The sequence below is a fragment of the Burkholderia metallica genome (assembly GCF_902832845.1).
Classification (GTDB): domain Bacteria; phylum Pseudomonadota; class Gammaproteobacteria; order Burkholderiales; family Burkholderiaceae; genus Burkholderia; species Burkholderia metallica.
Window position 1 is genome coordinate 1 of sequence record NZ_CADFDB010000012.1, and the last position, 12,016, is coordinate 12,016.

Sequence of the window (12,016 nt, forward strand, 5' to 3'; positions counted from 1 at the left end):
CAACAACCCTCTTTGCCTGATGACCATAGCGAGTCGGTCCCACCCCTTCCCATCCCGAACAGGACCGTGAAACGACTCTACGCCGATGATAGTGCGGATTCCCGTGTGAAAGTAGGTAATCGTCAGGCTCCCTAAGCCAGAAACCCCCGCTCGAACAGGCGGGGGTTTTTGCATTGGTGCGGCGGAAATGCATGCGCGATCGGGACGAATAGCCTGGTCGCAGCTCAAGCCGGAAACGGCGTATCGATTCTTGTCGCTTGCATCGACTGACGCGAAAGTCGCGAAGACCGGGCGAGCTAGCCCCGCGCCAACGAGCGACGCCGACCGAGACCCGCCACGCAAACTCTCCCTATCTGCTCCTCGCCGCGAGCGCAACTGGGCCGAACAGTGGCTCATCCACCCCTCATCGCAGATTTGAATATCGCCGGTCGCGAACCGAAAGGGAGTTCGCCAACGGCCGATTGCCGGCTAACGTGTTCCGTTCGTCGACGTATCGCGCTCATTCTCGGCCAAAGATCAAAACAGCTCTTTCGCGCCGCAGTCTCGGTCACGACACGCGCAGTCAACATGACCTAGGCCATGAGCCGGGCCTATCCCGCGTTTGGCGCGGCCCAATCGCAAGCGCTGAACCGTGGCGGCCGATCGAGATTGCGAGGCGGCCTGCGTTCAGATTGCTTCGTGTGGCCATCCGGATTTTTCGGGCTCAACCCACCGCTTCCTCCCTGAAATCGATGACCGTGAGGAAGCGAGAGCGCTTGCTGCATGGGAGCGCGCTGCGCTTGGCACGAATCGCGTCACGTTGAGCTCGTTGGTCTGATGGCATCGGAAATACTGCGGCGGTCCTTTTGTCGAGCAGGGGCTTCGTCTCTTAGCCCGTAGAGTCCAGTCCTCCGATCGTCTGGCGCAGCGCAATCGCCGATCGAAAGCTGGTGGATGGATCTCGAATCACACGCGCCGCGCCGGATAGCGAGCGCTGGACGTTGAAGGTCGGACGCTGCGCTCCGGCTGGCACGAGCGCTTGGCACGGATCTCGTGCGGTGAATGTCGCGACGCCGAGCGCTGAGGTCACCGCCAGGCGTCCTCGGCACATGCTAGCCGGGACCTGTTGGCGAAACCCTGACGACCGTGTTCGAGCGAAGCCAGGCATCCGGCGATACGGGTGCCCGGGCGGTTGATGCCACGATGGCCATCAGAGGGCTACCGCGGGCACGGGAGAGCCCGACCCGGCTAAGGTTCGAGAGACCCCGATAGAACCGCGCCTTCCGTTGAGGTCTGCAAAGACCGGCGCCGCACCGTGCTTTCTCGTTAAATGCCTTGGGGCCCAAAGGCCCGAGAGAGCTGCCGCAAACGCTCACAGGCCCAATCTCGCACCCATCCCGCCGGCGGGGCGAATCAAGCGGCTCCGGGCACCCGGAATGGCGCCGAAAACTACCGAAAACCGATCAACGAATCTGCCCGGCACGAAATTTGCGGAAATTTTGCATCTACCCGCTTGGCAGGGCGCTCAAGAGGTCGTATGATGGCGGTCTTTCGTTTTCAGCGTGGATGCAGATCGACGTTGAGGGCGAAGTCTGACGAAGATGTGGCACCGATCGGTAGCAACCATGCTGGCCTTAGCCGGGCAAGCGCGGGAGATCGGTGGTCAAGCGAGGCGTCGGAAGAGAGTGAAAATAATCTTCCGGATTTGCTTGACAGATGTGCGATGCACCCCCATAATCGTCAGTTCTCTACGGAGGGGTGCCCGAGTGGCTAAAGGGGGCAGACTGTAAATCTGTTGGCTTACGCCTACGTTGGTTCGAATCCAACCTCCTCCACCAAGATTACCGGCGCAGTGAGTGGTAAGGAATCGTTTGTGGCCCGTGCGGGTGTAGCTCAATGGTAGAGCAGAAGCCTTCCAAGCTTACGACGAGGGTTCGATTCCCTTCACCCGCTCCAGACCGCGAAGTTGAAGCGTAAAGCGCCCATGTGGCTCAGTGGTAGAGCACTCCCTTGGTAAGGGAGAGGTCGGCAGTTCGATCCTGCCCATGGGCACCAGCAGTAAAAAAGTCAGTGTCTTGTTTGCGCGCGGCGCAACCTGTGAAATTCCTTTTGGGAGTGGAAAATGGCCAAGGGTAAATTTGAGCGGACCAAGCCGCACGTGAACGTTGGTACGATTGGTCACGTTGACCACGGCAAGACGACGCTGACGGCAGCGATCACGACGGTTCTGACGAAGAAGTTCGGCGGCGAAGCGAAGGCGTACGACCAGATCGACGCGGCACCGGAAGAAAAGGCGCGCGGCATCACGATCAACACGGCACACGTCGAGTACGAAACGGCTAACCGCCACTACGCACACGTCGACTGCCCGGGCCACGCTGACTATGTGAAGAACATGATCACGGGCGCGGCGCAGATGGACGGCGCGATCCTGGTTTGCTCGGCAGCAGACGGCCCGATGCCGCAAACGCGTGAGCACATCCTGCTGGCGCGTCAGGTTGGCGTTCCGTACATCATCGTGTTCCTGAACAAGTGCGACATGGTGGACGACGCGGAACTGCTCGAGCTGGTCGAGATGGAAGTTCGCGAACTCCTGTCGAAGTACGACTTCCCGGGCGACGACACGCCGATCGTGAAGGGTTCGGCCAAGCTGGCGCTGGAAGGCGACACGGGCGAGCTGGGCGAAGTGGCGATCATGAGCCTGGCAGACGCGCTGGACACGTACATCCCGACGCCGGAGCGCGCGGTTGATGGTGCGTTCCTGATGCCGGTGGAAGACGTGTTCTCGATCTCGGGCCGTGGTACGGTGGTGACGGGTCGTGTCGAGCGCGGCATCGTGAAGGTCGGCGAGGAAATCGAAATCGTCGGTATCAAGCCGACGGTGAAGACGACCTGCACGGGCGTTGAAATGTTCCGCAAGCTGCTGGACCAAGGTCAGGCAGGCGACAACGTCGGTATCCTGCTGCGCGGCACGAAGCGTGAAGACGTGGAGCGTGGCCAGGTTCTGGCGAAGCCGGGTTCGATCACGCCGCACACGCACTTCACGGCTGAAGTGTACGTGCTGAGCAAGGACGAAGGCGGCCGTCACACGCCGTTCTTCAACAACTACCGTCCGCAGTTCTACTTCCGTACGACGGACGTGACGGGCTCGATCGAGCTGCCGAAGGACAAGGAAATGGTGATGCCGGGCGACAACGTGTCGATCACGGTGAAGCTGATCGCTCCGATCGCGATGGAAGAAGGTCTGCGCTTCGCAATCCGCGAAGGCGGCCGTACGGTCGGCGCCGGCGTCGTCGCCAAGATCATCGAGTAATATCGGCGATCCGCGGATCCCGACGGGGTCCGCGATTCCCGCGGTGCGCGGTTGCACCGTCGAAACCGGGTGTCCAGTTTGTTCTGGCACCCGGTTTTTCTTTGTGGCGTCCCGATCGCTGCATCGAAAAACGCACGCCACCGCCGCGATTTTTCGTGTAGAATCGCGGGCTTAGCAGTGGAAGTGCCGTTCGGAACCTGATGCTTCGCGCCCCGCAGGTGTCATGTTTCGCGTTCTTTTAGTGTCCGGCGATGCAACATCGCCTCGCTCTTTTCAAGGAATCGTCATGCAGCAACAGAAAATCCGCATTCGCCTGAAGGCTTTCGACTATCGTCTGATCGATCAATCGGCTGCCGAAATCGTCGATACCGCGAAGCGGACTGGCGCAATCGTCCGTGGCCCGGTGCCGCTGCCGACGCGCATTCAGCGTTTTGACATCCTGCGTTCGCCGCACGTCAACAAGACGTCGCGCGATCAGCTCGAAATCCGTACCCACCAGCGCCTGATGGACATCGTCGACCCGACGGACAAGACCGTCGACGCGCTGATGAAGCTCGATCTGCCGGCTGGCGTCGACGTGGAAATCAAGCTGCAGTAAGGCTTCCAGCGCCGATCGGCTTGCCGGGCGGCGCTAAGTCTTTGATTGCTTGCGAAAATCGAGAAGTCGGGCTATACTGCTTGGCTTTTCGCGTATTCGCGTAAAAAAGTTGGGCCTTGCGTGCCCGGCATTTTGTAAATCAGCCCCGACCAATCGCAGTCGGGAATGGAGAAAATGATGAGCCTTGGACTCGTAGGTCGCAAGGTTGGCATGACCCGTATCTTCACGGCTGAAGGGGATTCGATTCCCGTCACCGTGCTGGACGTGTCGGACAACCGCGTGACGCAGATCAAGACTGTTGAAACCGACGGCTACACGGCCGTGCAGGTTGCATTCGGCTCCCGTCGTGCCTCGCGCGTGACGAAGCCGCTGGCAGGTCATCTCGCCAAAGCCGGTGTCGAAGCCGGTGAAATCCTCAAGGAATTCCGCATTGACGCGGCCAAGGCAGCCGAGCTGTCGAATGGCGCCGTGGTCGGTGCCGATCTTTTCGAAGTGGGCCAGAAGGTCGACGTGCAAGGCGTGTCGATCGGTAAGGGCTACGCCGGTACGATCAAGCGTTACAACTTCTCCTCCGGCCGTGCCACGCACGGTAACTCGCGCTCGCACAACGTGCCGGGCTCGATCGGTATGGCGCAGGATCCGGGTCGTGTTTTCCCGGGTAAACGCATGACGGGTCACATGGGTGACGTGACGGTGACGGTGCAGAACCTCGAAATCGCCCGTATCGACGCAGAGCGCAAGCTGCTGCTCGTGAAGGGTGCGATTCCGGGCGCGAAGGGCGGCAAGGTCTTCGTGACGCCGGCCGTCAAGACCAAGGGGGCGAAATAATGGAACTCAAGCTCCTGAACGAAAATGGTCAGGAAGGTGCAGTGGTCAACGCATCGGACGTCGTGTTCGGTCGTGACTACAACGAAGCGCTGATCCACCAGGTCGTCGTCGCTTACCAGGCGAATGCTCGCCAGGGTAACCGCGCACAGAAGGACCGCGAGCAAGTCAAGCACACGACGAAGAAGCCGTGGCGCCAGAAGGGTACGGGCCGCGCTCGTGCCGGTATGTCGTCGAGCCCGTTGTGGCGTGGCGGTGGTCGTATCTTCCCGAATTCGCCGGAAGAAAACTTCTCGCACAAGGTCAACAAGAAGATGCATCGCGCAGGTCTCTGCTCGATCTTCTCGCAGCTGGCCCGTGAAGGCCGTCTGTCGGTCGTCGAGGACATCGTTCTCGAAGCGCCGAAGACCAAGCTGCTGGCCGAAAAATTCAAGACCATGGGTCTCGACTCCGTCCTGATCATCACGGATACGGTCGACGAGAACCTGTACCTGGCATCGCGCAACCTGCCGCACGTGGCGATTGTCGAGCCGCGCTACGCTGACCCGCTGTCGCTGATCTACTTCAAGAAAGTGCTGGTCACGAAGGCTGCGGTCGCCCAGATCGAGGAGTTGCTGTCATGAGCGAGATTCGCAAGAACGATCATCGTTTGATGCAGGTCCTGCTCGCACCGGTGATCTCGGAAAAGGCGACGCTGGTTGCCGACAAGAACGAGCAAGTCGTGTTCGAAGTCGCACCGGATGCCACGAAGCAGGAAGTGAAGGCGGCTGTCGAGCTGCTGTTCAAGGTTGAAGTTGATTCCGTCAACGTGCTGGTTCAGAAGGGCAAGCAGAAGCGCTTTGGCCGTTCGATGGGCCGCCGCAAGGACGTGAAGAAGGCGTACGTCTGCCTGAAGCCCGGCCAGGAAATCAACTTTGAAGCGGAGGCCAAGTAATCATGGCAATCGTTAAAGTTAAGCCGACGTCGCCGGGTCGCCGCGCGATGGTCAAGGTGGTCAACAAGAATCTGCACCAGGGCAAGCCGTTCGCGGCACTGCTCGACTCGCAGAGCTCGACCGCCGGCCGTAACAACAACGGTCGTATCACCACGCGTCACAAGGGTGGTGGTCACAAGCAGCACTATCGTATCGTCGATTTCCGTCGCACGAAGGATGGCATCCCGGCAAAGGTCGAGCGTCTCGAGTACGACCCGAACCGTAGCGCGAACATCGCGCTGGTGCTCTACGCAGACGGCGAGCGTCGCTACATCATCGCCCCGAAGGGCCTGACGGTCGGCCAACAGCTGATGTCGGGTTCGGAAGCGCCGATCCGCGCAGGCAACACGCTGCCGATCCGCAACATTCCGGTCGGTACGACGATCCACTGCATCGAGATGCTGCCGGGCAAGGGCGCGCAAATGGCGCGTTCGGCAGGTACGTCGGCCATGCTGCTCGCACGTGAAGGCGTCTACGCGCAGGTTCGTCTGCGTTCGGGCGAAATCCGCCGCGTGCACATCGAGTGCCGTGCAACGATCGGTGAAGTCGGCAACGAAGAGCATAGCCTGCGCCAGATCGGCAAGGCTGGCGCGAACCGCTGGCGCGGTATCCGCCCGACGGTGCGTGGCGTTGCGATGAACCCGGTTGATCACCCGCACGGTGGTGGTGAGGGCAAGACGGCTGCAGGTCGCGATCCGGTCAGCCCGTGGGGTACGCCGGCTAAGGGTTATCGCACCCGTAGCAACAAGCGCACGACGACGATGATCGTCCAGCGCCGTCACAAGCGTTAAGGAGTAGGCAATGGCACGTTCTGTAAAAAAAGGTCCGTTCTGCGACGCCCATTTGCTGAAGAAAGTTGAGGCGGCTGCAGCTTCGCGCGACAAAAAGCCGATCAAGACCTGGTCGCGTCGCTCGACGATTCTGCCGGATTTCATCGGCCTGACGATCGCTGTTCACAACGGCCGTCAACACGTTCCGGTGTACATCTCGGAAAACATGGTCGGCCACAAGCTTGGCGAGTTCGCACTGACCCGTACGTTCAAGGGTCACGCAGCCGACAAGAAGGCCAAGAAATAAGGGGCAATCAAGATGGAAGTGAAAGCAATTCATCGCGGTGCCCGCATCTCGGCGCAAAAAACGCGCCTTGTGGCTGACCAGATCCGCGGTTTGCCGGTCGACAAGGCGCTGAACGTTCTGACGTTCTCGCCGAAGAAGGCGGCTGGCATCGTGAAGAAGGTTGTGCTGTCGGCAATCGCGAATGCGGAGCACAACGAAGGCGCCGATATCGACGAGCTCAAGATCAAGAGCATCTACGTCGACAAGGCTGCATCGCTCAAGCGTTTCACCGCGCGCGCCAAGGGCCGCGGTAACCGCATCGAGAAGCAATCCTGTCACATCACTGTGACGGTCGGGAATTAAGGAGCCATACGATGGGACAGAAAATTCATCCGACTGGCTTCCGCCTGGCTGTCAGCCGCAATTGGGCTTCGCGTTGGTACGCGAACAACAACAATTTCGCGGCGATGCTGCAGGAAGACATCGGTGTTCGTGAGTACCTGAAGAAGAAGCTGAAGAACGCTTCGGTCGGTCGGGTCGTCATCGAGCGTCCGGCCAAGAACGCGCGCATCACGATTTACAGCTCGCGTCCGGGTGTGGTCATCGGCAAGAAGGGCGAGGATATCGAGCAGCTGAAGACGGAACTGCAACGCCGCATGGGCGTTCCGGTTCACGTCAACATCGAAGAAATCCGCAAGCCGGAAACCGATGCTCAGCTGATCGCTGACTCGATCACGCAACAGCTCGAGCGCCGGATCATGTTCCGTCGCGCGATGAAGCGTGCGATGCAGAACGCGATGCGTCTGGGTGCCCAGGGCATCAAGATCATGAGCGCAGGCCGTCTGAACGGTATCGAAATCGCTCGTACGGAGTGGTATCGCGAAGGTCGCGTGCCCCTTCACACGCTGCGTGCTGATATCGACTACGCGACCTCGGAAGCGAAGACGACTTACGGGATCATCGGCGTCAAGGTGTGGGTCTACAAGGGCGATACGCTCGGCCGCAACGACGCACCGGTGGTGGAAGAAGTAGCCGAAGACAAGCGTCCGCGTCGCAATGCGCGTCCGGGCGACCGTCGTCCGCGCCGTGACGGCGAAGGCGGCGCTCCGGGTGCTCGTCGTGGCGCACCGCGCCGCGGCGCCGGCAAGCCCGAAGACGGCAAGACTGGAGAATAACGATGCTGCAACCGAAACGCAGAAAGTATCGTAAAGAGCAGAAGGGTCGTAACACCGGCAAGGCGACGCGCGGCAACGCAGTGTCGTTCGGTGAATTCGGCCTGAAGGCTATCGGTCGCGGTCGCCTGACCGCACGTCAGATTGAAGCGGCGCGTCGTGCAATGACGCGTCACATCAAGCGTGGCGGCCGCATCTGGATCCGGATCTTCCCGGACAAGCCGATTTCGCAGAAGCCGGCGGAAGTGCGTATGGGTAACGGTAAGGGTAACCCGGAGTACTACGTCGCCGAGATTCAGCCGGGCAAGATGCTCTATGAAATGGACGGCGTAACCGAAGAACTGGCACGCGAAGCGTTCCGTCTGGCTGCAGCCAAGCTGCCGCTGAAGACGGCATTCATCGTGCGCCAGCTCGGCGCCTAAGGAGAAAACATGAAGGCTTCCGAACTTCTCCAGAAAGACCAGGCCGCGCTCAACAAGGAGCTGGCGGACCTGCTGAAGGCGCAATTCGGCCTGCGCATGCAACTCGCGACCCAGCAGCTCACGAACACGAGCCAGCTGAAGAAGGTTCGTCGCGACATCGCACGTGTGCGGACCGTCATGACTCAGAAGGCGAACCAGAAATGAACGATAGCGTGAAAACCTCGCTGAAGCGGACGCTGGTCGGTCGGGTCGTCAGCAACAAGATGGACAAGACCGTCACCGTGCTGATCGAGCACCGCGTCAAGCATCCGATCTACGGCAAGTATGTCGTGCGCTCGAAGAAGTACCACGCGCACGATGAAGCGAACACCTACAACGAAGGCGATCTCGTCGAAATCCAGGAAACGCGTCCTGTTTCGAAGACGAAGGCCTGGACGGTGTCGCGCCTCGTCGAAGCCGCTCGCGTCATCTAAGCGGCAGTGCAGTAGGCAGTAACAGGCACTTCTCCACGAAGTGCTTGAAATCGCAAAGTTTTTGCTTGCGTGACCGGGATTATTTGTTATAATCCCGGTCTTCCCTCTTTATGGGAGCCCCGTCGCGGGCGAAGTTGGTGGGGGAAGCGGACTGGCGCCTGCCTGTCCGAAAGATTCACCGAATTGCGATGGCGGGTTTCGTTTGCCGTCGCTGCTGTTCCAACCCAAGCAGCCGATTGGCTGACGGGACCAAGACTGACCGAATGCATCATGGTGGTGCATCCGGATTAAGTTGGGAAAGACAAACCATGATCCAGACCGAATCTCGGCTCGAAGTAGCCGACAACACGGGTGCACGTGAAGTCCTGTGCATCAAGGTGCTCGGCGGCTCGAAGCGTCGTTATGCCGGCATTGGCGACATCATCAAGGTGAGCGTCAAAGAGGCAACGCCGCGCGGGCGCGTGAAGAAAGGCGAAATTTACAACGCCGTGGTGGTCCGCACCGCCAAGGGCGTGCGCCGTCAAGACGGCTCGCTGATCAAGTTCGACGGCAACGCCGCTGTGCTTTTGAATAACAAGCTCGAGCCGATCGGCACCCGTATCTTCGGGCCGGTTACGCGTGAGCTGCGTAGCGAACGATTCATGAAGATCGTTTCGCTGGCGCCGGAAGTGCTGTAAGGAGTCGCGATGAACAAGATTCGCAAAGGTGACGAAGTCATCGTCGTCACTGGCAAAGACAAGGGCAAGCGCGGCGTCGTGCTGGCTGTCGGTGCAGAACATGTGACGGTTGAAGGTATCAACCTCGTCAAGAAGCATGTGAAGCCGAACCCGATGAAGGGTACGACGGGCGGCGTGGAAGCGAAGACGATGCCCCTGCATATTTCGAACGTCGCACTGGTCGACGCGAATGGCAAGGCGTCGCGTGTTGGCATCAAGGTCGAGGAAGGCAAGAAGGTTCGCTTCCTGAAAACGACCGGTGCCGTACTGAGCGCCTGACGCAGCGGAGTAAAAAATGGCTCGTTTTCAAGAGTTTTACAAAGAAAAGGTTGTGCCCGGCCTGATCGAGAAGTTCGGTTACAAGTCGGTCATGGAAGTGCCGCGCATCACCAAGATCACGCTGAACATGGGTCTTGGCGAAGCGATCGCTGACAAGAAGATCATCGAGAACGCCGTTGGCGACCTCACGAAGATCGCCGGCCAGAAGCCGGTCGTCACGAAGGCTCGCAAGGCAATCGCAGGCTTCAAGATCCGCCAGGGTTACCCGATCGGCGCGATGGTGACGCTGCGTGGCCAGGCGATGTACGAATTCCTCGACCGTTTCGTGACGGTTGCCCTGCCCCGCGTGCGTGACTTCCGCGGCGTGTCGGGTCGTGCTTTCGATGGCCGTGGCAACTACAACATCGGTGTGAAAGAGCAGATCATTTTCCCCGAAATCGACTACGACAAGATCGACGCACTGCGTGGGCTGAACATCAGCATCACGACCACTGCGAAGACCGACGACGAAGCAAAGGCTCTGCTCGCCAGCTTCAAGTTCCCGTTCAGAAACTGAGGTTACCGTGGCTAAACTGGCACTGATCGAACGTGAAAAGAAGCGCGCCCGCCTGGTCGCGAAGTTCGCAGCAAAGCGCGAAGCGCTGAAGGCGATCGTCGAAGACCAAAGCAAGTCGGAAGAAGAGCGCTACGAAGCACGCCTGGAGCTGCAGCAACTGCCCCGCAACGCAAACCCGACCCGCCAGCGTAACCGCTGCGCGATCACGGGCCGTCCGCGTGGCACGTTCCGCAAATTCGGCCTCGCGCGTAACAAGATTCGTGAAATCGCATTCCGTGGCGAGATTCCTGGCCTGACCAAGGCGAGCTGGTAATAGGAGAAACGTAAATGAGCATGAGTGATCCTATCGCCGATATGCTGACTCGCATCCGCAACGCGCAGATGGTCGAGAAGGTATCGGTTGCGATGCCCTCGTCGAAGGTCAAGGTTGCAATCGCGCAAGTCCTGAAGGACGAAGGTTACATCGACGATTTCGCCGTCAAGGCGGAAGGTGCGAAGTCCGAACTGAATATCGCGCTGAAGTACTACGCGGGCCGCCCGGTCATCGAACGCCTCGAGCGCGTGTCGAAGCCTGGTCTGCGCGTGTACCGTGGCCGTAACGACATTCCGCAGGTCATGAACGGCCTCGGTGTGGCAATCGTGTCGACGCCGAAGGGCGTGATGACCGACCGCAAGGCGCGCGCTACCGGCGTCGGCGGCGAAGTCATCTGCTACGTCGCTTAAAGCCGAGGAGAGAGAAACATGTCTCGAGTAGGTAAGAGCCCGATCGCGCTGCAAGGCGCGGAAGTCAAGCTGGCCGACGGTACGATTACCGTCAAGGGTCCGCTGGGCACCATCACGCAAGCGGTCAATCCGCTCGTGAACGTGGCGAACAACGACGGCACGCTGAACCTGTCGCCGGTGGACGAAAGCCGCGAAGCAAATGCACTGTCGGGCACGATGCGCGCGATCATCGCGAATGCCGTGCACGGCGTGACCAAGGGTTTCGAGCGCAAGCTGACGCTGGTTGGCGTCGGTTATCGTGCGCAAGCGCAAGGCGACAAGCTGAACCTGTCGCTGGGTTTCTCGCACCCGGTGGTGCACCAGATGCCGGAAGGCGTCAAGGCAGAAACCCCGACGCAAACCGAAATCGTGATCAAGGGGATCAACAAGCAACAAGTCGGTCAAGTAGCTGCGGAAGTTCGCGGTTACCGTCCGCCGGAGCCCTACAAGGGCAAGGGCGTGCGCTATTCCGACGAGGTTGTGATCCTCAAAGAAACGAAGAAGAAGTAAGGGTGCGCAATCATGGATAAGACTCAATCTCGCCTGCGCCGCGCTCGCCAGACGCGTATCAAGATCGCTGAGCTGCAGGTCGCGCGTCTCGCCGTGCATCGCACGAACACGCACATCTACGCTCAAGTGTTCTCGCCGTGCGGCACCAAGGTGCTCGCCAGCGCGTCGACGCTCGAAGCTGAAGTGCGCGCCGAGCTCGCCGACAAGTCGGGCAAGGGTGGCAACGTTAATGCTGCGACGCTGATCGGCAAGCGTATTGCCGAGAAGGCCAAGGCCGCCGGCATCGAATCCGTCGCCTTCGATCGCTCGGGCTTCCGCTACCACGGCCGCGTCAAGGCGCTGGCTGAGGCAGCTCGCGAAGCTGGGCTCAAGTTCTAAGGAA

19 protein-coding genes, 3 tRNA genes and 1 rRNA gene are annotated in these 12,016 nt (G+C 60.0%); all 23 read left to right on the plus strand.

Translation table 11 applies throughout. From position 1 onward, the window contains the following. Positions 1-15: 15 nt before the first annotated feature. The 23 genes from rrf to rplR all read left to right on the plus strand — a co-directional run bounded on the left by rrf (position 16) and on the right by rplR (position 12,012). A 5S ribosomal RNA gene (rrf, locus tag HWX08_RS27810) occupies positions 16-128 on the plus strand. Positions 129-1,731: 1,603 nt separating this feature from the next. Next, positions 1,732-1,817 (plus strand) — tRNA-Tyr (locus tag HWX08_RS27815). 44 nt (positions 1,818-1,861) lie between these two features. Beyond that, positions 1,862-1,935: transfer RNA gene (locus HWX08_RS27820), tRNA-Gly, on the plus strand. Between the two features lie 24 nt (positions 1,936-1,959). Continuing rightward, positions 1,960-2,034: transfer RNA gene (locus HWX08_RS27825), tRNA-Thr, on the plus strand. A 67-nt stretch (positions 2,035-2,101) separates the two neighbouring features. After that, positions 2,102-3,292: an elongation factor Tu gene (gene tuf, locus HWX08_RS27830; protein WP_011350666.1), complete on the plus strand. Its 1,191-nt coding sequence runs from the start codon at positions 2,102-2,104 to the stop codon at positions 3,290-3,292. 286 nt (positions 3,293-3,578) lie between these two features. Further along, complete coding sequence (gene rpsJ, locus HWX08_RS27835) at positions 3,579-3,890, plus strand: 30S ribosomal protein S10 (protein ID WP_004199280.1); 312 nt, start codon at positions 3,579-3,581, stop codon at positions 3,888-3,890. A gap of 177 nt (positions 3,891-4,067) precedes the next feature. Continuing rightward, on the plus strand, positions 4,068-4,718 hold the full coding sequence (rplC, locus tag HWX08_RS27840; protein WP_006482922.1) for a 50S ribosomal protein L3: 651 nt from the start codon (positions 4,068-4,070) through the stop codon (positions 4,716-4,718). Continuing rightward, complete coding sequence (gene rplD / locus HWX08_RS27845; protein ID WP_069255530.1) at positions 4,718-5,338, plus strand: 50S ribosomal protein L4; 621 nt, start codon at positions 4,718-4,720, stop codon at positions 5,336-5,338. The genes rplC and rplD overlap by 1 nt, the downstream gene beginning before the upstream one ends. Next, positions 5,335-5,649 (plus strand): 50S ribosomal protein L23, encoded by a 315-nt coding sequence (gene rplW, locus HWX08_RS27850; RefSeq protein WP_004199275.1) that lies wholly within the window; start codon positions 5,335-5,337, stop codon positions 5,647-5,649. Before rplD ends, rplW begins: the two co-directional genes overlap by 4 nt. A gap of 2 nt (positions 5,650-5,651) precedes the next feature. Next, on the plus strand, positions 5,652-6,479 hold the full coding sequence (gene rplB, locus HWX08_RS27855) for a 50S ribosomal protein L2 (RefSeq protein WP_006482900.1): 828 nt from the start codon (positions 5,652-5,654) through the stop codon (positions 6,477-6,479). Between the two features lie 10 nt (positions 6,480-6,489). Then, the gene (gene rpsS, locus HWX08_RS27860; RefSeq protein WP_004199273.1) at positions 6,490-6,765 is read left to right on the plus strand and encodes a 30S ribosomal protein S19; all 276 of its coding nucleotides are present in this window, start codon (positions 6,490-6,492) and stop codon (positions 6,763-6,765) included. Between the two features lie 12 nt (positions 6,766-6,777). Further along, the gene (gene rplV / locus HWX08_RS27865; RefSeq protein ID WP_004199272.1) at positions 6,778-7,107 is read left to right on the plus strand and encodes a 50S ribosomal protein L22; all 330 of its coding nucleotides are present in this window, start codon (positions 6,778-6,780) and stop codon (positions 7,105-7,107) included. 11 nt (positions 7,108-7,118) lie between these two features. Further along, the gene (gene rpsC, locus HWX08_RS27870; protein WP_006482899.1) at positions 7,119-7,919 is read left to right on the plus strand and encodes a 30S ribosomal protein S3; all 801 of its coding nucleotides are present in this window, start codon (positions 7,119-7,121) and stop codon (positions 7,917-7,919) included. Positions 7,920-7,921: 2 nt separating this feature from the next. Then, positions 7,922-8,338 (plus strand): 50S ribosomal protein L16, encoded by a 417-nt coding sequence (gene rplP / locus HWX08_RS27875; RefSeq protein ID WP_006482873.1) that lies wholly within the window; start codon positions 7,922-7,924, stop codon positions 8,336-8,338. A 9-nt stretch (positions 8,339-8,347) separates the two neighbouring features. Next, positions 8,348-8,542 (plus strand): 50S ribosomal protein L29, encoded by a 195-nt coding sequence (rpmC, locus tag HWX08_RS27880; RefSeq protein ID WP_006400652.1) that lies wholly within the window; start codon positions 8,348-8,350, stop codon positions 8,540-8,542. Beyond that, the gene (gene rpsQ, locus HWX08_RS27885) at positions 8,539-8,811 is read left to right on the plus strand and encodes a 30S ribosomal protein S17 (RefSeq protein WP_006477189.1); all 273 of its coding nucleotides are present in this window, start codon (positions 8,539-8,541) and stop codon (positions 8,809-8,811) included. Before rpmC ends, rpsQ begins: the two co-directional genes overlap by 4 nt. A gap of 308 nt (positions 8,812-9,119) precedes the next feature. Then, positions 9,120-9,488, plus strand: coding sequence for a 50S ribosomal protein L14 (gene rplN / locus HWX08_RS27890; RefSeq protein WP_006482918.1), 369 nt, complete (start codon positions 9,120-9,122; stop codon positions 9,486-9,488). 9 nt (positions 9,489-9,497) lie between these two features. Then, positions 9,498-9,806 (plus strand): 50S ribosomal protein L24, encoded by a 309-nt coding sequence (gene rplX, locus HWX08_RS27895; protein ID WP_006477187.1) that lies wholly within the window; start codon positions 9,498-9,500, stop codon positions 9,804-9,806. 16 nt (positions 9,807-9,822) lie between these two features. Beyond that, entirely contained in the window at positions 9,823-10,362 is a 540-nt protein-coding gene (rplE, locus tag HWX08_RS27900) for a 50S ribosomal protein L5 (protein ID WP_006477186.1), read from the plus strand. 7 nt (positions 10,363-10,369) lie between these two features. Further along, positions 10,370-10,675 carry a 30S ribosomal protein S14 gene (rpsN, locus tag HWX08_RS27905; protein WP_006482884.1) on the plus strand — a complete coding sequence of 102 codons (306 nt, stop codon included), beginning with the start codon at positions 10,370-10,372 and terminating at the stop codon, positions 10,673-10,675. 14 nt (positions 10,676-10,689) lie between these two features. Next, positions 10,690-11,085, plus strand: coding sequence for a 30S ribosomal protein S8 (rpsH, locus tag HWX08_RS27910; RefSeq protein WP_006477185.1), 396 nt, complete (start codon positions 10,690-10,692; stop codon positions 11,083-11,085). A gap of 18 nt (positions 11,086-11,103) precedes the next feature. Next, on the plus strand, positions 11,104-11,634 hold the full coding sequence (gene rplF / locus HWX08_RS27915) for a 50S ribosomal protein L6 (RefSeq protein ID WP_069255532.1): 531 nt from the start codon (positions 11,104-11,106) through the stop codon (positions 11,632-11,634). 12 nt (positions 11,635-11,646) lie between these two features. After that, positions 11,647-12,012, plus strand: coding sequence for a 50S ribosomal protein L18 (gene rplR, locus HWX08_RS27920; RefSeq protein WP_006477183.1), 366 nt, complete (start codon positions 11,647-11,649; stop codon positions 12,010-12,012). Positions 12,013-12,016 lie beyond the last annotated feature (4 nt).

Bases quoted from the DNA above. Each gene is read 5' to 3' on its own strand.
- tuf (WP_011350666.1), top strand. From the start codon at position 2,102: ATGGCCAAGGGTAAATTTGAGCGGACCAAGCCGCACGTGAACGTTGGT.
- rpsJ (WP_004199280.1), top strand. From the start codon at position 3,579: ATGCAGCAACAGAAAATCCGCATTCGCCTGAAGGCTTTCGACTATCGT.
- rplC (WP_006482922.1), top strand. From the start codon at position 4,068: ATGAGCCTTGGACTCGTAGGTCGCAAGGTTGGCATGACCCGTATCTTC.
- rplD (WP_069255530.1), top strand. From the start codon at position 4,718: ATGGAACTCAAGCTCCTGAACGAAAATGGTCAGGAAGGTGCAGTGGTC.
- rplW (WP_004199275.1), top strand. From the start codon at position 5,335: ATGAGCGAGATTCGCAAGAACGATCATCGTTTGATGCAGGTCCTGCTC.
- rplB (WP_006482900.1), top strand. From the start codon at position 5,652: ATGGCAATCGTTAAAGTTAAGCCGACGTCGCCGGGTCGCCGCGCGATG.
- rpsS (WP_004199273.1), top strand. From the start codon at position 6,490: ATGGCACGTTCTGTAAAAAAAGGTCCGTTCTGCGACGCCCATTTGCTG.
- rplV (WP_004199272.1), top strand. From the start codon at position 6,778: ATGGAAGTGAAAGCAATTCATCGCGGTGCCCGCATCTCGGCGCAAAAA.
- rpsC (WP_006482899.1), top strand. From the start codon at position 7,119: ATGGGACAGAAAATTCATCCGACTGGCTTCCGCCTGGCTGTCAGCCGC.
- rplP (WP_006482873.1), top strand. From the start codon at position 7,922: ATGCTGCAACCGAAACGCAGAAAGTATCGTAAAGAGCAGAAGGGTCGT.
- rpmC (WP_006400652.1), top strand. From the start codon at position 8,348: ATGAAGGCTTCCGAACTTCTCCAGAAAGACCAGGCCGCGCTCAACAAG.
- rpsQ (WP_006477189.1), top strand. From the start codon at position 8,539: ATGAACGATAGCGTGAAAACCTCGCTGAAGCGGACGCTGGTCGGTCGG.
- rplN (WP_006482918.1), top strand. From the start codon at position 9,120: ATGATCCAGACCGAATCTCGGCTCGAAGTAGCCGACAACACGGGTGCA.
- rplX (WP_006477187.1), top strand. From the start codon at position 9,498: ATGAACAAGATTCGCAAAGGTGACGAAGTCATCGTCGTCACTGGCAAA.
- rplE (WP_006477186.1), top strand. From the start codon at position 9,823: ATGGCTCGTTTTCAAGAGTTTTACAAAGAAAAGGTTGTGCCCGGCCTG.
- rpsH (WP_006477185.1), top strand. From the start codon at position 10,690: ATGAGCATGAGTGATCCTATCGCCGATATGCTGACTCGCATCCGCAAC.
- rplF (WP_069255532.1), top strand. From the start codon at position 11,104: ATGTCTCGAGTAGGTAAGAGCCCGATCGCGCTGCAAGGCGCGGAAGTC.
- rplR (WP_006477183.1), top strand. From the start codon at position 11,647: ATGGATAAGACTCAATCTCGCCTGCGCCGCGCTCGCCAGACGCGTATC.